The following is a 17,985-nucleotide window of genomic DNA, read 5'->3' on the forward strand; positions in this document are numbered from 1 at the left end:
AATTATTTAACATATTTTTAAGAATAGTACTGTAACATTGGAATGTTCTAGAAGTCTTATTACAGTGCATAGTATAATTGTACCCATCAATCAAAAACCGACCGAATGTTTGATATCGAAAGATGGCAAGAAATATTTGATACCATTCGCAAAAACAAATTGCGAACTTTCCTTACGGGACTTTCCGTTGCTTCGGGCATATTTATATTGGTAATCTTATTGGGGTTTGGACAAGGAATGCAAAATGGAGTTGCACATGAATTTGAACAGGATGCGTCTACAAGTGTTTGGGTATGGCCAGGGGTAACCGCTAAGGAGTATAAAGGACTAAACCCCGGCAGGAGAATTCAATTCCGCAACGAGAATTTTGAGAATAGTGTGTCCCTTTTACGTGAAGATATAGAATACAAATCGCCCCGAATATTTGTCCAGGACATTTCGGTCAATTATGGTAATGAAGTCCTCGTCTATAGTGTACAAGGAGTCTCCTATCAATTTCAGCAAATTGATAATGCCAAGATGTCCGAAGGTCGTTTTGTCAATTACAGTGATGAAATAGGTACTGCAAAAGTGGCCGTTCTTGGCAACAAGATCAAAAAGGATGTATTTAAGAATGTAGATAATCCGTTGGGAGAGTACATAGATATTTCGGGCATTCCCTTTAAGATTATTGGTTTTTTTGGAGAACAGGAGGAACGGGAAGAGGAGGTTATCTATATTCCAATTACAACAGCCCAAAGGGTTTTTAATGGATCGGATAGAGTAAGCAATTTGGCATATACCGTGCCTCCTATGGAAAACTTTGATGAGGCGGCCGCAAGGGCGATAAAGTTCAAAAACGATTTGAAGGCGTATTTGCAACAAGCCCATACGGTTGCTCCGGACGATACAAGTGCCATTCATGTTTGGAGTGCCATGGAGGAGGCAAAGCGTTATTATGGGCTAACGGGAAACATTAAATTCTTCTTTTGGTTTGTGGGGGTTTGTACCATTATAGCCGGGGTGGTAGGCGTAAGTAATATAATGCTTATTGTAGTAAAGGAGCGGACCAGGGAAATTGGGATACGGAAGGCTTTGGGAGCAAAGCCTTGGTCCATAGTAGGTATGATTCTTCATGAATCCATTTTTGTTACTGCCATTTCCGGTTTTGCCGGCCTAATTTTTAGTATGGGGCTTTTGGAACTGGTAGGCCCCCACATAGAGGTGGATTATATCATGAACCCATCCGTAAATTTCAATGTGGCATTGGCCACTGTTTTTGTACTGATTTTTGCAGGGACTTTTGCAGGCTTTTTCCCTGCATGGCGTGCGGCAAAGGTGCAGGTGGTAGAAGCTTTAAAAGATGAGTAAGCCACCAATAAAGGACGGACTTGGGTTTTTTAATTTGAGTTTTGGAATTTTTCACAAAGTGAATCATGTTTAACAGGGATCGTTGGAAAGAAATTTTAGAGGTACTCACCAGTAATTGGTTTAGGACCGTACTGACCGCTTTTGGCGTATTCTGGGGTATCTTGATTCTAATTATCCTTTTGGCGGCAGGCAAAGGTCTTGAGAACGGTATTAAGGCAGATTTTGGGGATATCGCCACAAATACTATGTTCATGTGGACCCGTAGTACCACTAAGTCCTATCAAGGGCTTCCAAAAGGAAGAAGTTTTGAATTTAAGATTGAGGACGTTCAGACACTTAAGGAGAATATTCCCCATCTTAGGTTCATTTCGCCAAGGAATCGATTGAGCGGTTTTAGAGGGGGAAGTAATGTGATACGAGGATTGAAAACAGGGGCGTACAATGTATATGGAGATTATCCGGAAATTATAAACCAAGACCCCATGACCGTAACTTCGGGCAGGTTTCTCAATCAGAACGATATCCGCGAAAAACGGAAAATAGCCATAATTGGAAACGGGGTAAAGAATGACCTGTACGAAAAGGATGAAGAGGTGCTGGGGACCTATATTAAGATTCAAGGTGTAAATTTTATGGTAGTAGGTACCTATAAGAAAAATAGCAATGATGGTGATGGGGAAGAAGCCCAAAAGGAAATATTTGTTCCCTTCACCACTTTTTCGCAGGCTTTTAATCGAGGTAATGATGTGGGATGGATGGCCATAACCGCTCATGACGGCCACTCCATTTCCGACTTAAAGGAAAGAATAATAAATATAGTAAAGGAGAAGCGTAAAGTACATCCAGATGATGATAGGGCTATTGGCTATTTTGATCTATATGAGCAGTACAATAGGGTAGAAAGCCTTTTTGGTGCCATGGGATTCATCGCTTATTTTGTTGGAATTTTGGTATTGTTGTCCGGTATTATCGGGGTAAGCAATATTATGTTGATCGTGGTCAAGGAACGAACCAAGGAAATTGGGATACGCAGGGCTTTGGGTGAAGATCCGTGGTCCATCAAAAAACAAATATTAATGGAGTCTATTTTTCTTACCCTTATTTCCGGAATGGCAGGAATTAGCTTTGGAGCACTGTTTATTTATGCGGTTAATGCACTATTGGATGCCAATGGTCCTGTGGACATGTTCCTGAACCCTAGTGTAAGCTTAAGTGTAGTGGTCGGTGCTTTGGTCATACTGATCATATCCGGTTTGTTGGCGGGCTTCATCCCAGCGCAAAGTGCCATTAAGGTAAGACCTATAGATGCACTCAGAACAGAATAAAAAATAGAAACATCAATCAAATCCTAAAACCAAAACGAGACAGGAAATGAAAAAGTCGGTTACCATAATTATCCTATTACTCATAGCCATAACCTTTGGGGGGGCTATGTATTACTTGTATCAAAAAAACGCTGAAGACCCCATCGTCTATGAAACTGCGGAGCCTTCCAAACAAAATATTATTAAAAAGGCCGTGGCCACGGGAAGTATTCTTCCGTTGGAAGAGGTATTGATAAAACCTAATATTTCCGGGGTTATCGAAGAGATTTTTGTAGAAGGCGGGGATTATGTGAAGTCAGGCGATCTCCTGGCACGTATCAAAGTTGTTCCTAACTTGAATGCCTTGAACAATGCAAGAAATGCTATTGACGCGGCCAAAATTGCTTTGGATGACCAAATTCGAAATCTTACACGCCAAAAAAGTCTTTTTGATAAAGGGGTGATTTCCAAAGTGGACTTGGAGCGCGCGGAGGTTGCCCATGACCAGGCCAAACAGTCCTACGCTGCCGCCAATAAGGATTATGACATCATTAAGACAGGTACCTCAAGGGGCTATGGCAACGTGGCGAACACCCAAATTCGGTCTACGGTAAGTGGTATGGTATTGGAGGTCCCGGTAGAAGTTGGGAACCAGGTCATAGAAAGTAATAATTTTAATGAAGGGACTACTATAGCGGCCATAGCGGATGTGGAAAAAATGATTTTTGAAGGAAAGGTGGATGAGTCGGAAGTCGGGAAGATCAAAGAGGACCTTCCTTTGGAAATAACCGTCGGAGCTATTGAAAATACCGTTTTTGATGCTGTGTTGGACTACATTGCACCAAAAGGGAATGAGGAGAATGGAGCCATCCAGTTTGAGATCAAGGGCACGTTGAATAAACAGGACTCGGTGTTTATTAGAGCAGGGCTGAGTGCCAATGCATCTATAATTCTGGGCCGGGCGGATAGTGTGTTGGCCATAAAGGAAGCTTTGGTGCAATTTGATGATGAGACCAAAAAACCCTTTGTAGAAATAGAACAAGGAGAACAACAATTTGAACGCAAGGATATTGAGTTGGGAATAAGCGACGGAATTTTTGTTGAGGTAAAGTCCGGTATTGCCGAAAACGACAAGATCAAGGTCTGGAACAAAGTGGAGCCCGACGAGGCGGTAAACTAGTTTTTAACATAATATTTTGAACCCATCTTGTAACATTTTAACGACTGATCTGTCTCATTATCGGTGAGGCACTTCCCACTTAAGAAATCACTAACATAACCACCATGATTGAAATCAAGGATCTTCATAAATCTTATAAAATGGGGAGCAATTCCCTACATGTGTTAAAGGGTATCAATTTCTCTGTAGAGGAAGGGGAACTTGTAGCGATCATGGGTTCTTCTGGATCGGGAAAATCAACACTTCTCAATATTTTAGGCATGTTGGATGAGGCAAATTCCGGAGAATATACTTTGGACGGGGTGCCTATAAAAGACTTGAACGAAACCAAAGCGGCCAAATACCGAAATAAGTTTTTAGGTTTCGTATTTCAATCCTTCAACTTGATCAATTATAAGAATGCCATGGAAAATGTAGCCTTGCCCTTATATTATCAGAAGATGGGCAGAAAGGAAAGGCAAGAGAAGGCATTGAAGTACTTAGGCCAAGTGGGATTGACAGAATGGGCCACTCATTTGCCCAATGAGCTTTCAGGAGGTCAAAAGCAACGCGTTGCCATTGCGCGGGCCATGGCGGCAGAACCCAAAGTACTTTTAGCCGATGAACCTACAGGAGCCTTGGATAGCAAAACATCCTATGAAGTCATGGACCTTATCCAGAAAATAAATGACCAAGGAAACACTATTCTTGTAGTGACGCATGAAGAAGATATCGCACACATGTGCAAGCGGATTGTACATTTAAAGGATGGTATTATTGTAAAAGACGAAAAAGTAAAGCAGGTAAGAGCTTCCGAATATGTTTAGTAGGGATAATTGGAAAGAGATTTTTGAGACGATCCAAAAGAACAAGTTAAGGACTTTCTTGTCCGGTTTTACTGTTGCTTTGGGAATTCTCATCTTTGTTATCCTTTTTGGTTTCGGCAATGGACTCATTAATACCTTCAATGACTTTTTTGCAGATGACGCCACCAACGTGTTTTATGTTTTTCGCGGAAGGACTACCATGCCATACAAAGGATATAAATCCAATAGGCAAATTGAATTTGATAATAGCGACCTTTCGGACATAGAAAAGAATTTTCCATTATTCTTGGAATATACTACCCCTAGAATTTCGAGACAGGATACTGTGAAATACAAAGAAGAATCCAATAGCTATACGACTCAGGCCGTAGCCCCTTCCCATCAATATGCCGAAAAGACAATTATGATGAAAGGGAGGTTCTTGAACAAAAATGATATTGAAGATAAAACCAAATATGCGGTTATTGGCCGTCTTGTGGAAGGCGATTTGTTCGGGGCCAAAACCTCGATTGGAGAATACATTGATATTGGGGGTAGTGCGTTCAAGGTAGTTGGTGTTTTTCAGGATGATGGTGGAGATAACGAAGAACGCATTATTTATATGCCTTATACAACACGTCAACTTATCGAAAAAAATACGGATGAGATAGATCAAATCATAGTGGGATTTAAACCGGAAATAGGTTACGCAGGAGCCATGGCATTTGAGCGAAGCCTAAATAGTTTTATACGGGAAAAGAAGTATATAAACCCTAAAGATCAGAACGGAATTTTTATACGCAACGTAGCGGATCAGTTAAAGCAGAACCAACAATTTGCACGTGTACTTCAGATTATTGTTGGATTCGTTGCTTTTGGTACCATTATAGCTGGAATTATTGGAATAAGTAATATCATGGTCTTTGTGGTAAAGGAACGGACCAAGGAATTAGGGATACGAAAGGCCCTAGGGGCTACCCCCAAAGCCGTTATTGGTACCATTTTGTTGGAGTCGGTATTTATTACCACTATTTCTGGCTTCATAGGTATGTTGATCGGGATTGCGGTTTTAAGTTCATTGGGTGAAAAGTTAAAGGACTTTTTTATTACAAATCCTTATATAGATTTGACTATGGCCACCATTGCGACCATAGTTTTGATAATTTTTGGGGCAATTGCCGGTTATGTACCGGCGCAGCGAGCAGCAAAAATCAAACCCATTGTAGCATTAAGGGACGATTGATATGCGATTATTATTCGATAGAAATACTTGGCAAGAGATTTTTGGTTCTATAGGTAAGAACAAGGTACGGACCATTATCACAATAATAGGGGTATTATGGGGCATTTTTATCTATATAGCCCTTTCCGGGGCCGCAAAGGGAATGGATAACGGCTTTGAAAGTATGTTCGAAAGTATTGCAAGAAATAGCATGTTTGTATGGGCACAGAGTACGAGTATTCCTCATGAAGGGTTTAAAACGGGCAGACAATTGCAGTTGAAGCTGGAAGACGCAGCTATGATGGAAAACAGGATTCCTGAACTACAGTACATTGCCCCAAGGAATGTTAAAGGGTTTTTTGGATCGGAACCGGCAAGTATCGGCCGGAAAAATAAATCAGGGAGTTATCCGGTATTTGGGGATTTCCCGGTATTTACAAAAATAGCTCCAAAGAAAATATATGATGGTGGCCGCTTTATAAATGATGAGGATATTGATCAGGCAAGAAAAGTCGCCGTAATCGGTGAGCGGACCCAGCAGGAGTTATTCGAAAAGGATGAGGATCCCATAGGTGGATATATGAAAATAGATGACGTTTATTTTCAGGTCGTCGGTGTCCACAAATTTGACCCAAGTGGTGGATTTGGTGGGGATGGCGATATTTTTATTCCCTTTACTACCTATAGAAAATTGTACAACACAGGGGATAATGTAGGGTGGTTTTCCATAGCGGCCCATGATGATGTGGATGTGGTAAAGGTGGAGGATAATATAAAGGCCCTTTTAAGGAATATCCACAGGGTGCACCCAGATGATGAGAGGGCATTTGGCTCGTTCAATTTGGGGGAGGCCTTTAACAGAATCATTGGGTTTTCCAAAGGGATAACCTTTTTATCCCTTATTGTCGGAATTGCCACAATTCTAGCGGGCGTCATCGGTATAGGCAACATTCTATTGATCTCCGTGAAGGAACGTACCAAGGAACTTGGTGTTCGTAGGGCCTTGGGCGCTACCCCTAGGGAAGTAAGGTCCCAGATTATTTTGGAATCCGTTTTCTTGACTATGATTGCCGGTATTATGGGAATTATCTTGGGAGCAGCTACCCTAAAATTGATCAATAGTTTTACCCAGGACATAGATTTCCCCTATACAAACCCTACGGTTCCCATCCCTTATGTATTGAGCGCTTTGGCCATAATGGTCATATTGGGAACATTGATCGGCTTAATACCTGCACAGAGGGCCGTAAGCATAAAACCTATAGATGCGTTGCGGGAGGAATAGAAAAGTGGATGGAAATATATCGTAACAAAAATGGAAACAATACAACCAACAGATATTAAACACATATAAAATGAACAAAATTGTAAAATATATTATTATCGGTGTTTTGGTGCTAGGTGCGCTTTGGGCCGCCGCATTTTTTATAAAATCCAATAGTAAATCCGCCATTGAATATGAAACAAAAACACCTTTTATCTCAAACATTGAGAAGAAGACGGTAGCTACGGGTAAAGTGGTACCAGAAGACGAAGTTGAGATTAAACCTCAGATTACCGGTATTATAGATAAGATATTCTTGAAAGAAGGAGCGGATGTCAAGGCGGGAGATCTAATTGCCGTCATTAAGGTTGTGCCCAATGAGCAGTCCTTGAATCAAGCTCAAGGTAGAGTTCGAAATGCAGAAATTGCCCTTAAAAACACCACGATTGAGTACGACAGAAACAAAAAGTTGTATGAAAGGGGAGTCATATCAAATCAAGACTTCAATAATTTACAGCTACAGTATGATCAAGCCGTCCAGGAACTGGACAATGCCAAGGCCGACTATCGAATTATTCGAATAGGTTCGGCGGGAGGCTCTTCAAGTGCCAACACGGATATAAGGGCTACGGTTACCGGAACAATTTTGGAAATCCCCGTTGAAGAAGGCGTGCAAGTTATCCAGAGTAATAATTTCAACGACGGGACTACGATCGCCACTATTGCGGATTTGGGCAAGATGATTTTTGAGGGAAAGGTAGATGAGGGGGAAGTTGCCAAACTGGAACTCGGGATGCCCTTAAAAATTAGTCTGGGAGCTATTGAAGACAAAGAATTGGATGCAGAATTACGATTTATTGCGCCCAAGGGAATAGAAGAGACCGGAGCGGTACAGTTTAAAATTGAAGGAGACGTTCAGGTTCCAGACGATTTTATGATCCGCGCAGGCTATAGCGCCAATGCCTCTTTGGTGTTGGAGAAAAAGGATAGCGTTATGGTTATTCCAGAAGCCCTACTACAATTTGATAAAGAGACCGATGAACCCTATGTGGAAATAGAAACGGGAGAGCAGAAATTTGAACGTAAGGATATAGAAATAGGTATTTCCGATGGGGTAAATGTAGAGATAGTCTCCGGACTGTCCATGGAGGATAGGGTGAAGGAATGGAACAAGACCGAACCCATAAAGAAAGGGGAAGAGGAAGAAGATGATAATGAAGAGGATACGGAATAAGAATAACATCAATCAAAATTAGAATACATGAAACCATTTGCAATTGCAGTACTCATTCTATTTTCAATTGGAATTACGACCGCTCAACAAAAAAAATGGACCTTGGAGGAGTGCGTCACCTATGCCTTGGAAAATAACCTGACTATTGAACAGTTTGAACTGGATTTGGAAAATGCCGTAATCGACAAATCGGATGCATTGGGGGCCTTTTTACCAACTCTTAGTAGTAGTGCCAGTGTAAGTGAAAGATCTGGTTTAGTTACCAATCCGAACACCAACATTATAGAGCCCGGGCAAATTTTTTCAACTTCGGCAGGTATTAATAGCGGCATGCGGATTTTTGATGGGCTAAGGAACATCCATCAGTTAAACCGGGCTAAATTGAACACCCTTGCCAACCAATACCGCTTGGATGACTTAAAGGACGATATCCGTCTAAACGTAGCAAATTCCTATTTACAGGTTATTTCCAATAAGGAGTCCTTAAAGGTCTTTAGGGCCCAGTACGCGGTCACGGAACAAGATGTTAAGCGGACTAAGGAATTGGTGGAATCCGGGGTACTTCCCCGGGGCGATTTACTGGAAATTGAGGCTACGGCTGCCTCTCAGGAGCAACAGATCGTAAATGGGGAGAACCAAGTGCTTTTGTCTCGTATTGCCCTGGCTCAATTGCTCCAAATTACGGATTATGAGAATTTTGATGTAGCCGATGAGGAGTTCAATATTCCACCTTCGGATATCTTGAACAATTCGGCAAAGGTTATTTTTGACAAGGCCTTGACTTTTCGAAACGATATCAAATTCTCCGAGACCAATGTAGAATTGGCAGAGAAAGATCTACAGATTGCCAAGGGAGCCAATTATCCTACTATAGATGCTTTTTTCAACTACAACACTTTTTATACCAATCAGTTTCAGACTATCCCGGATCCCGTTGATCCTGTCAACAATCCTCCCATTGCGTTTCGAGCGGATTTTATAGATCAGCTGTGGCTAAATGATGGAATTTCCTATGGTTTTCAAATGAATATCCCAGTATTTAATGGTTGGGCCACCCGAAACAGTGTAAGGCGATCCAAAATAAATTTAGAGCGTAACAAATTGCAACTGGAACAGGACAAATTGAACCTGGAAACCGATATCAATCAGGCCTATGTAGACGTCACGAATTTTTTCAAGACCTATGAAGCGGCTCAAAAAACCTTGGATGCTAGGCGCTTGGCTTATGTGTATGCCAAGGAGCGTTATGATGTGGGGTTGATGAATGCTTTCGATTTCAGCCAGGCGCAGGCCAGGCTGGATAATGCCGAAGCCGAGGTTATCCGTACCAAATACGATTACATTTTTAGACTAAAAGTGCTGGAGTTCTATTTTGGAATTCCCATTGCCTTGGATTAGATCTATTATTCCAAATAGAATAGCAGACCCGTCCGGTTTCTAAAACCTGACGGGTCTTTTTGGAAATCGACCTATCTTTGCTCCCGTAATGGCAATAATCCTAAATTTAGAAACGGCAACGACCAATTGCTCCGTAAGTGTTGTGGAAAATGACAATATTATTGTACTTAAGGAAGATAATACACCAAACTATTCACATTCCGAGCAATTACATGTTTTCATAAAGAATGTGTTGGATAAAGCTTCTCTTTCATTTTCTGATTTGGATGCTATAGCCGTTAGCAAGGGTCCTGGTTCATATACAGGATTAAGAATTGGAGTGTCCGCGGCCAAAGGTCTGTGTTTTGCCTTGGATATTCCCTTGATTTCCATTGCAACATTGGAAAGTATGGCCCATCAGGCAAGAACGGAGTCTTGTGATTTTATTATTCCAGTCTTGGATGCTCGGCGGATGGAGGTTTACTCAGCGGTGTTTAACGCAAATTTTAATCAAATTAGGGAAACAAAGGCCGAAATTATTACGGAAAGTTCGTTTTCTGAATATGCGAAAACCGGTAAAACCCTATTATTGGGTCCCGGCGCAAAAAAGTGTGGCGAAGTACTTAAGCATACCCATTTTGATTTTATGGATGATGTAATCCCATCTGCTAAAGAAATGAGTAAACTCTCCTATCTAAAATATCAAAAATCGGTGTTTGAAGATGTGGCCTATTTTGAACCCTATTATTTGAAGGATTTTATTACTCAGGGAAAAAATTAGGACTCTACTGTCATTCAAAGGCTTCTTTCTTACTTTGTTTTTGACAGAAGGGAATCATAATAATTTAAAACTTGAATTACCTCTTCTTCGGTACGCATTCGCAATTTATTTTCGCGTGCGTATTTGCGAAGATCGGAATAGTGCTCCCAAAGTGCTGCAAATATTTCCTTTTTACTTAAATCGTTTAAAGACATTGCAGGTCTGTCCTTTCGTTTTAAATAGTATGAGGTTTTGAGCATAAACTTGGGAGGTACAAAAGACTCATATCCATTTTCAGGGGCCTTATAAAAAATGGTTTTTGTATTTCGGAGATATAAAACGGTTTCGCCTTGATTCAATGGAGTGAAAAATCCGGATTTTACATTTCCTCTGTCAAAATAGTCTACTAACCGATACACAACGGAATCAATTCTAACTTCTGTATGATCGCTTTTGTAAAAAAGCATCCGTTTACCGTCATCCAGATATTCAATTTCATCAGAGTACGCATCATACCTGAGTGCCAATTCCTCATTTTTGTACCCATTTACAAGGACATAACCTTTTCTGAACTGCTTGTCCATATACACAGTTCCTTCAACGGGCCATTCATCCAAAGTACCGTTTCTCCATATAGTCATTTTTACTTCCTTTTCCGGAAGTTGTGCGCATACAGTCGAGAAATGGAAGAAAAGTAGGAATGCTACATAAAACTTTTGATGTACTGCTGTTGCTTTCGTATATAGAGGTATCAAAAGGATAATCGCGGAAACCCATTCTAATTTCATTTAACATTGTGTTAGTTGAAGTAGAATTTACGAAATGGTTTCTGTTTTCATATGAATATCCCGTTGAGGGAAAGGAATTTCTATGCCCGCTTCATCAAAACGAAGTTTTATTTCTTCCATCACATAAAAATGAGCCGCCCAAAAGACGTCATTGTCCGCCCAAAAACGTAACGTGAGATTGACCGAACTATCCCCCAATTCACCAACATAAACCTCAGGAATAGGGTCTTTTAAGATGTTTTCATTTTCCGAACATATTTGCAACAGGATATCTTTGGCCTTTTTTATGTTGGACCCATATCCTATACCAATATCTATTTTGTCCCTTCGCGTGCTTTCCGCATTGTAGTTAATAATGTTGTTATTGCTCAATTGCCCGTTCGGGATAATGGCCACTTGGTTGCCAAAGGTATTGAGTTTTGTGGTGAATATGGATATTTCCTTAACGGTACCGTCCACACCCTGGGCCGAAATAAAATCTCCCACCCTAAAAGGTTTGAACAAAAGAATTAGAACTCCTCCTGCAAAATTGGATAATGAACCTTGCAGGGCGAGGCCAATGGCAAGACCTGCTGCACCGACCATAGCGACCAAGGATGATGATTTAACACCTAATTGCGTAATGACCAATACAAATAAGAGCAGTTTCAGCGCAATGCTTATGAAGCTTTGTAAGAAGGTTTCCAAAGCTTGGTCATAATCCTTTTTCTGGAAAAATTTACGGACCATACGGTTGATAAACTTTATAATCCATAATCCCAGAATTAAAATTATAATCGCCATGAGAATGTTTGGTAATATATCCCAGGCCCAGTTTATTGCTTCATCAATGTGCTTTTGCCAATCTGTAAATTTTTCCATTTTTATAGCTTTTTGGTTTTTGAAACATAAAAAAATGCAAATTTCCAATCAAAAAGAAGGGATTAAACTATTGTTAATATTAATTCTAAAATCGTATTTGGGTCAAAACTTCTTTTGATTGCAATACAGGTAGTTTGCATGAACCATGCTCGCAAACATAATATAAGGTTTCTTTTGGTTTAAATCTATTTTGTAATAACATCAATTTACTATCCCTTTTTGCTGCGGCCAAAACTATATTGGGTAAATAAGAGGCGTACAATTCTCTCGCCTTTTCCTGATATTGCGCTCCCACAACGGCCACCTCGTAAAACGGTTTGTTAAAATAGAGCGCCAGTTGCATCCAATTGGCATGGCTTTGTGCGTTTTTTTCGAAGTTTTCCTGAATGTTTTTAAGCATTTGTTGGGCAATATCTTCGTAGTTGGTCTTAAAAAGGATTTTAGACAATCTAAAGAGATTCTTGGCCATTATGGAATTGGATGCCGGGATAACATTATCTGAAGTTTCCAAGGTTCTACGAACAAGTCTAGGTTCTTTCCGGGAAGTGAAAAAGAACAGACCACTTACGTCGTCCTTGAAGTTTTCAAGGCAATAGTTCATCAATTCTTGGGCCCTTGTCAACCATCTCTCGTCAAAGGTTGTTTCATAAAGGCTAATAAATGCATCAATAATGGAAGCATAATCCTCTAAATAACCATTAATAGTACTAATGCCATTTTTATGATTGTGATGAAGTCCGCCATCTTCCTTGGTCAATTCCAATTCAATAAACTTGGCATTTTTTAAGGCCAAGTCCAGGTATTCTTTTGCCCCAAGATATCTGTAGGCGTCCACCAAACCTCTTAACATAAGGCCGTTCCAAGAGGTAAGGATTTTATCGTCCAATCTGGGTCTATTTCTTTTACGACGCATATTTTCCAAAAGCTGAAGGCAATCTGCCATTGCTGTTTTTAAATGGTTTGGATCGATGTCATGTTTTTTCGCAATTTCTGCATCGGTCTCATCTCGTATCAATACGTAGTTCCCGTGCTCCCAATGCCCATAACTTTTAATATTGAAATAATCCTTAAACACTGGGAAGTCTTTTCCCAAGATTGACTTTAACTCATCCTCTTGCCAAATATAGTAGGCTCCCTCTTCCAAACTACCACTTTCGTTGATACTATCGGCATCCAAGGAAGAATAGAACCCGAAATTTTCTGCCATCAATTCCTTTTTTACGAATTGGATAGTCCTTTCGACAACACTTTTGTAAAGCTCATTTTGCGTGGAGGCGTAAGCCTTTGCATAGAGGCTTATTAACTGTCCATTGTCATAGAGCATTTTTTCAAAATGGGGCACATGCCATTTGACATCTACTGAATATCTGGAAAATCCCCCACCCACATGATCAAAAATTCCGCCCCATGCCATCTTGGTAAGGGAGGTGTTTACATAATCCAGGATTTCTTGATCGTTCTCTACCGTACCGTAATGCAACAGGAAATTAAGGTTAACAGGCATCATAAATTTAGGTGCATGCCTATAACCGCCCATTTTTTTGTCAAAAAACTGTGACCACTGTTTTATGCCCTCCCCTAAATCCTTGGAATTGATGATATCCAGATTCGGTTGATTCTCGATCAAATTTATCGCTCGCAGGCCCTCAGCTAGGTTTTTAGCATAGTCCAAAACCTTCGAAGGGTTTTTTTGGTACAGATCGGTCAATTGTTCCAATACTTTGATCCAATTGTCTTTTTTTACATAAGTTGCGCCCCAAAAAGGTCTACCATCCGGTAGTGCGACAATATTGAGGGGCCAACCGCCACTACCGGTCATAATTTGGATGGCATCCATATAAATTTGATCAATATCCGGACGTTCTTCCCTATCTACCTTAATATTTATAAAGTTTTGGTTCATGACTTTGGCTACTTCTTCATCCTCAAAACACTCATGTTCCATAACGTGGCACCAATGACAGGCGGCGTACCCGATGCTTATGAGCAACAATTTATTTTCTTTCTGGGCCGTTTCAAGACTTTCCGCATTCCATGCCTGCCAGTTGACCGGATTATGGGCATGTTGTAATAAATAGGGGCTTGTCTCATGAATTAGGGCATTGGTATACGAATGGGTCATTTTTTGGGTTTTTTGGGCAAGCCCATTTAGGGTAAAAAATAACAATAGCAAATATCTAAAGAAAGACATAATCAAAGGTAGTGCAAACAAGGCATAAAAAACGCCCACCTATTGGCGAGCGTAGTTACATATATGGTAAAAGATATTTACTTTACCTCAAAGGTGATTTTTACATTTACCCTGTACTCCTTTAGTTTTCCATCGTCCACGGTTGCACTCTGCTCGTTAACATATACCGAACGGATGTTCTTTACGGATTTAGAGGCTTCCGCCACTGCTTTTTTTGTGGCATCTTCCCAACTTTCATCGGAGTTTGCCAATACTTCAATAACTTTTAAAACTGCCATAATGATTGTGTTTTTAAATTCTATTAAAGTTAGGGAATATTAGTTGGAATCAAATATAGATTTTCAAAAATCAACCATTTAGGGCAACCACCTCGTTGACCTTATCCCCCATCATATTTTTAAGCATAGTTTCAATCCCGTTTTTTAAGGTATAGGTAGAAGATGGACAACCGCTACATGCCCCCTGCAGGATGACGTTCACGGTCTTGCTTTCTTCCTCATAGGACTTAAAAAGAATATTTCCCCCATCACTGGCTACGGCCGGTTTCACATATTCCTCCAAAATATCTATGATTTGCAGGGAAGTATTATCCAAATTTTCCTGTATTTCCTGTTCTTTTGGGGTGTTCTCCAATTTTATAGCACGCGCATTTACCGATACCGCTTCTTTTCCATCCGCAATGAAATCTCGTATAAACTCTCGCAGTTCCATGGTGATTTCGTCCCATTCCGCCATTTCGTATTTGCTAACGGAAACATAATTCTCGTCCAGAAACACTTGTTTTACAAAAGGGAAATGAAATAGTTGTTTAGCAAGTTCGGACTCCGTTGCTTCATCAATATTTTTAAATTCAAAAGGTTCGGGGACAATTCTTCTGCTCGCCACGAATTTCATTGTAGAAGGGTTGGGAGTAACCTCGGCATAGACCGTTACGGCAACTTTTTTTCCAACTGCTTCTTCCAGGACAACAGGCTCACCTGCATTTAGATATTCCACCAATTGCTGGGCCACCTCGTCCTTTACATCCTCCCATTCCACAATATCAAACCGCTCCAAGGCTATAAAGTTTCCAGAAACATAGACAGTTTTGATAAAAGGAAGGTAAAACAGCTGCTGCGCCAGTGGTGATTTTTTGGCTTCGTCAATGTTTTTAAATTCGTAGTTATTCCCTTGGGTAAGGTTTTGATTCGTCTCAAATTTTAGGATAGTCGGATTTTGAGTGGGCACTACGGTAAGGTTATACTCTTTCATTGCTACTAATTTTTTTCAAAAATACAACCATTTTCTCGGTATTTGCATATATAATAATGTAGCGTTTCGTTCGTTATATGTTATATTTAGTCGATATTAATTCATATCCCCCCCAAATTTGATGAAACTTCGCTTACTGCTTTTGTACTTCTTTCTTGCTTTTGGCCTTAAGTCATTTGCCCAGGAAGGGATTCCCGTATATTTTGATTACTTGTCGGATAACTACTACCTTGTATACCCTTCTATGGCAGGCATTGGGGAAGGTGGAAAGATAAGGGGCACTATAAGACAGCAATGGTTTAGTGTGGATGAAGCCCCAAATCTCCAGACCTTGAATGCCCATTTTAGATTGGGTGACAGTAATAGTGGAGTGGGGGCCATCTTCTTTAATGATGCCAATGGATATCATTCCCAGACGGGTTTAAAGTTGACCTACGCCCACCATTTAAAGTTAGGAGGCGATATCCGATATCTCAATCAGTTGTCCTTTGGACTTAGTGGAGGTCTAATTCAAAGTAGTTTGGACGAGACGGAATTCCGTTCGGTAATCCCTGATCCGATTATTACAGGAACAAGAAATAGTGTAAGCTATTTTAATATGGATTTGGGCATGTCCTACAGTCTTATGGAATTTTATGCCCATTTTTCCGTACTTAATGTATTGGGTTCTGGGCGTGATTTGTATACGGCCATTGAGTTCGATAACCTAAGACGATATCTAATTTCAGCCGGATATGTCTTTGGACGGAACGAATGGCAATATGAACCTTCCGTACTATTTCAGTTGACTGAATTTACCGAGGAAAGGACCATCGATATCAATGCCAAGGTATACAAGGATGTAAGTTTTGGACGTATATGGGGCGGTCTATCCTACAGAAGAAGTTTTGATGGGGCCCAGTTCCAGACCGATGGCAGTTTTGGTGAGCAAAGACTACAACTGATCACACCGATTATTGGCGCCAATATCAACAACTTTATGGTATCTTACAACTATTCCTATCAAATGGGTGACATCCGTTTTGATAATGGCGGATTTCACCAGATAACGGTTGGGTATGATTTCGGACAATCCGAAAGGCGTTACGATTGTTATTGTCCGGCAGCCCAGTAAGCTTCCAAAAAAAACAAAGGCCTTACCCCTTGTGAACCAATGAATAAGGCGTGTTTTAAAGTCCTAATTTTTTACCATTTATAATTCTTTAGGGCCGCTTGCTTTTCAATAGCCTGCAACATGGCCCCTTCCAAATCATCTTTGGAATTTTCCTTTTGGTTTTTTGCAATGTAGATTTCTCGTTTGGCATTTAGCTCCTGAATTTCTTTTTGGATTTTTTTTCGCTCTTCCTTTTTTTTCAGGATATAGGATTCAATTTCCTTTGGTGTTTTGTTTTTTAATTCAGAGGGCAATTCATCTGTACCGATATTGCCTACCGCTACGGTCCCTTCAACATAGGCATCCACCAAGTCCCATTTGGAATTTTTATACAATCGGGAACTTTTGCTTACGGCACGCTTTATGGCCACCGCTTCTTCCATTTCCATGGCATTATCATCTTGATCCAGTTGAATCTGTATTTTTTTCTTTCCAAGGGCCCCATAGGAGATATACGTTTTGTTTAATTTGGAATTCAATTTAATGATTACATCGTCATAGGGGGTATCTATATGTACCACCTTTCTATTATGGTCAATGGCCGTATACTCACCGCCTGTTAGGGTTGCTCCGTGCTTCCATTGGGTATGGATTCCTTGTTGGTAGTCTCCACAAAAAATAGTATTTACGATTACATCTTTTTCCTTCGCATTGATTGCGGCATCTTCATAGTTTAATTTTCCTTGGGTAAAAGGCTCGTTTCCCGCAATGAACATCATTTTAAGATTATCCGGATTTTTACCCCAATCCAATTGCCCTAATGCCGTTTGGATTACCTTTCCGCAATACTCCTCACCTCCGTTAGTGGTAAGGGAAAATAATTTTTCTGAAATTTCATCAAGATCATCGCTAAAACCCAATACTTGCTGAATATAACCTTCCCTGGACGAAAGATTATCGTTCCCATATTGGTATAAGGCAATTTGAAGATTTGGTGCACCCTGATTTCCGCATTTTGCATGTGTAAACTTGTTTACAATATCCCATAATTGGGCCTTGGCCTGATTAATAAGTCCGTCCATACTATTACTCGTATCCAATAGCAACGCGATTTTTACGGTATGGTTTGATGGCTTTTCCTTATCTAGAATGGCATGGGCTATAATGGTCTGCTTATTTGAACTATTTTGTTTGGGTTCGCATCCATATAAGGTTACGGCAAAAAGTGATAGTCCTATTCCTAAGAGTTGTTGTGCAAATTTCATTTCGATTTATTTTTGGATTATGGCCTAAAACTAGATTCAAACTTTTTCTTAAAAAATGAG

General features: G+C 40.3%; 16 protein-coding genes. 10 read left to right on the forward strand and 6 right to left on the reverse strand.

Features of this window, described 5'->3' with window-relative positions:
- Positions 1 to 105 precede the first annotated feature (105 nt).
- From ACP2AF_RS09120 to tsaB, 9 genes are all read left to right on the forward strand, one after another.
- The gene (locus tag ACP2AF_RS09120) at positions 106 to 1,350 is read left to right on the forward strand and encodes an ABC transporter permease (protein ID WP_425235864.1); all 1,245 of its coding nucleotides are present in this window, start codon (positions 106 to 108) and stop codon (positions 1,348 to 1,350) included.
- A 65-nt stretch (positions 1,351 to 1,415) separates the two neighbouring features.
- Positions 1,416 to 2,675 (forward strand): ABC transporter permease, encoded by a 1,260-nt coding sequence (locus tag ACP2AF_RS09125; RefSeq protein WP_425235865.1) that lies wholly within the window; start codon positions 1,416 to 1,418, stop codon positions 2,673 to 2,675.
- Between the two features lie 46 nt (positions 2,676 to 2,721).
- Positions 2,722 to 3,834: an efflux RND transporter periplasmic adaptor subunit gene (locus ACP2AF_RS09130; RefSeq protein ID WP_425235866.1), complete on the forward strand. Its 1,113-nt coding sequence runs from the start codon at positions 2,722 to 2,724 to the stop codon at positions 3,832 to 3,834.
- 104 nt (positions 3,835 to 3,938) lie between these two features.
- On the forward strand, positions 3,939 to 4,640 hold the full coding sequence (locus tag ACP2AF_RS09135) for an ABC transporter ATP-binding protein (protein ID WP_120712351.1): 702 nt from the start codon (positions 3,939 to 3,941) through the stop codon (positions 4,638 to 4,640).
- Positions 4,633 to 5,862, forward strand: coding sequence for an ABC transporter permease (locus ACP2AF_RS09140; RefSeq protein ID WP_425235867.1), 1,230 nt, complete (start codon positions 4,633 to 4,635; stop codon positions 5,860 to 5,862). The genes ACP2AF_RS09135 and ACP2AF_RS09140 overlap by 8 nt, the downstream gene beginning before the upstream one ends.
- A 1-nt stretch (position 5,863) precedes the next feature.
- Positions 5,864 to 7,126, forward strand: coding sequence for an ABC transporter permease (locus ACP2AF_RS09145; RefSeq protein WP_425235868.1), 1,263 nt, complete (start codon positions 5,864 to 5,866; stop codon positions 7,124 to 7,126).
- 70 nt (positions 7,127 to 7,196) lie between these two features.
- Positions 7,197 to 8,339 (forward strand): efflux RND transporter periplasmic adaptor subunit, encoded by a 1,143-nt coding sequence (locus ACP2AF_RS09150; RefSeq protein WP_425235869.1) that lies wholly within the window; start codon positions 7,197 to 7,199, stop codon positions 8,337 to 8,339.
- 27 nt (positions 8,340 to 8,366) lie between these two features.
- The gene (locus ACP2AF_RS09155; RefSeq protein ID WP_425235870.1) at positions 8,367 to 9,737 is read left to right on the forward strand and encodes a TolC family protein; all 1,371 of its coding nucleotides are present in this window, start codon (positions 8,367 to 8,369) and stop codon (positions 9,735 to 9,737) included.
- Positions 9,738 to 9,825: 88 nt separating this feature from the next.
- Complete coding sequence (gene tsaB, locus ACP2AF_RS09160; RefSeq protein ID WP_425235871.1) at positions 9,826 to 10,497, forward strand: tRNA (adenosine(37)-N6)-threonylcarbamoyltransferase complex dimerization subunit type 1 TsaB; 672 nt, start codon at positions 9,826 to 9,828, stop codon at positions 10,495 to 10,497.
- Positions 10,498 to 10,526: 29 nt separating this feature from the next.
- Here tsaB and ACP2AF_RS09165 read toward each other — a convergent pair whose 3' ends face one another.
- From ACP2AF_RS09165 to ACP2AF_RS09185, 5 genes are all read right to left on the reverse strand, one after another.
- Positions 10,527 to 11,264, reverse strand: coding sequence for a hypothetical protein (locus ACP2AF_RS09165; protein WP_425235872.1), 738 nt, complete (start codon positions 11,262 to 11,264; stop codon positions 10,527 to 10,529).
- Positions 11,265 to 11,291: 27 nt separating this feature from the next.
- The gene (locus ACP2AF_RS09170; RefSeq protein ID WP_425235873.1) at positions 11,292 to 12,125 is read right to left on the reverse strand and encodes a mechanosensitive ion channel family protein; all 834 of its coding nucleotides are present in this window, start codon (positions 12,123 to 12,125) and stop codon (positions 11,292 to 11,294) included.
- Positions 12,126 to 12,210: 85 nt separating this feature from the next.
- Positions 12,211 to 14,247, reverse strand: a complete 2,037-nt coding sequence (locus tag ACP2AF_RS09175) for a thioredoxin domain-containing protein (protein ID WP_425235874.1) — start codon at positions 14,245 to 14,247, stop codon at positions 12,211 to 12,213.
- 146 nt (positions 14,248 to 14,393) lie between these two features.
- Positions 14,394 to 14,594: a dodecin family protein gene (locus ACP2AF_RS09180; protein ID WP_120712358.1), complete on the reverse strand. Its 201-nt coding sequence runs from the start codon at positions 14,592 to 14,594 to the stop codon at positions 14,394 to 14,396.
- 70 nt (positions 14,595 to 14,664) lie between these two features.
- Complete coding sequence (locus tag ACP2AF_RS09185) at positions 14,665 to 15,567, reverse strand: NifU family protein (RefSeq protein WP_425235875.1); 903 nt, start codon at positions 15,565 to 15,567, stop codon at positions 14,665 to 14,667.
- A 121-nt stretch (positions 15,568 to 15,688) separates the two neighbouring features.
- On the opposite strand from ACP2AF_RS09185, the gene ACP2AF_RS09190 reads away from it, so the two are divergent.
- A complete protein-coding gene (locus tag ACP2AF_RS09190) occupies positions 15,689 to 16,681 on the forward strand; it encodes a PorP/SprF family type IX secretion system membrane protein (protein ID WP_282159511.1) in 993 nt (330 codons plus the stop codon).
- Between the two features lie 71 nt (positions 16,682 to 16,752).
- On the opposite strand, the gene ACP2AF_RS09195 is transcribed toward ACP2AF_RS09190, so the two are convergent.
- Entirely contained in the window at positions 16,753 to 17,925 is a 1,173-nt protein-coding gene (locus ACP2AF_RS09195; protein ID WP_425235876.1) for a vWA domain-containing protein, read from the reverse strand.
- Between the last annotated feature and the right edge of the window lie 60 nt (positions 17,926 to 17,985).

Origin of the sequence: Ulvibacterium sp. (assembly GCF_965248315.1) — a bacterium.
In the GTDB taxonomy this organism is placed as follows: Bacteria; Bacteroidota; Bacteroidia; order Flavobacteriales; family Flavobacteriaceae; genus Ulvibacterium.

What these genes read in the sequence shown, in the direction of transcription:
- ACP2AF_RS09185 (WP_425235875.1), bottom strand. Translation starts at nt 15,567, where the DNA reads ATGAAAGAGTATAACCTTACCGTAGTGCCCACTCAAAATCCGACTATC.
- ACP2AF_RS09135 (WP_120712351.1), top strand. Translation starts at nt 3,939, where the DNA reads ATGATTGAAATCAAGGATCTTCATAAATCTTATAAAATGGGGAGCAAT.
- ACP2AF_RS09150 (WP_425235869.1), top strand. Translation starts at nt 7,197, where the DNA reads ATGAACAAAATTGTAAAATATATTATTATCGGTGTTTTGGTGCTAGGT.
- ACP2AF_RS09145 (WP_425235868.1), top strand. Translation starts at nt 5,864, where the DNA reads ATGCGATTATTATTCGATAGAAATACTTGGCAAGAGATTTTTGGTTCT.
- ACP2AF_RS09120 (WP_425235864.1), top strand. Translation starts at nt 106, where the DNA reads ATGTTTGATATCGAAAGATGGCAAGAAATATTTGATACCATTCGCAAA.
- ACP2AF_RS09155 (WP_425235870.1), top strand. Translation starts at nt 8,367, where the DNA reads ATGAAACCATTTGCAATTGCAGTACTCATTCTATTTTCAATTGGAATT.
- ACP2AF_RS09125 (WP_425235865.1), top strand. Translation starts at nt 1,416, where the DNA reads ATGTTTAACAGGGATCGTTGGAAAGAAATTTTAGAGGTACTCACCAGT.
- tsaB (WP_425235871.1), top strand. Translation starts at nt 9,826, where the DNA reads ATGGCAATAATCCTAAATTTAGAAACGGCAACGACCAATTGCTCCGTA.
- ACP2AF_RS09195 (WP_425235876.1), bottom strand. Translation starts at nt 17,925, where the DNA reads ATGAAATTTGCACAACAACTCTTAGGAATAGGACTATCACTTTTTGCC.
- ACP2AF_RS09190 (WP_282159511.1), top strand. Translation starts at nt 15,689, where the DNA reads ATGAAACTTCGCTTACTGCTTTTGTACTTCTTTCTTGCTTTTGGCCTT.
- ACP2AF_RS09180 (WP_120712358.1), bottom strand. Translation starts at nt 14,594, where the DNA reads ATGGCAGTTTTAAAAGTTATTGAAGTATTGGCAAACTCCGATGAAAGT.
- ACP2AF_RS09140 (WP_425235867.1), top strand. Translation starts at nt 4,633, where the DNA reads ATGTTTAGTAGGGATAATTGGAAAGAGATTTTTGAGACGATCCAAAAG.
- ACP2AF_RS09170 (WP_425235873.1), bottom strand. Translation starts at nt 12,125, where the DNA reads ATGGAAAAATTTACAGATTGGCAAAAGCACATTGATGAAGCAATAAAC.
- ACP2AF_RS09165 (WP_425235872.1), bottom strand. Translation starts at nt 11,264, where the DNA reads ATGAAATTAGAATGGGTTTCCGCGATTATCCTTTTGATACCTCTATAT.
- ACP2AF_RS09175 (WP_425235874.1), bottom strand. Translation starts at nt 14,247, where the DNA reads ATGACCCATTCGTATACCAATGCCCTAATTCATGAGACAAGCCCCTAT.
- ACP2AF_RS09130 (WP_425235866.1), top strand. Translation starts at nt 2,722, where the DNA reads ATGAAAAAGTCGGTTACCATAATTATCCTATTACTCATAGCCATAACC.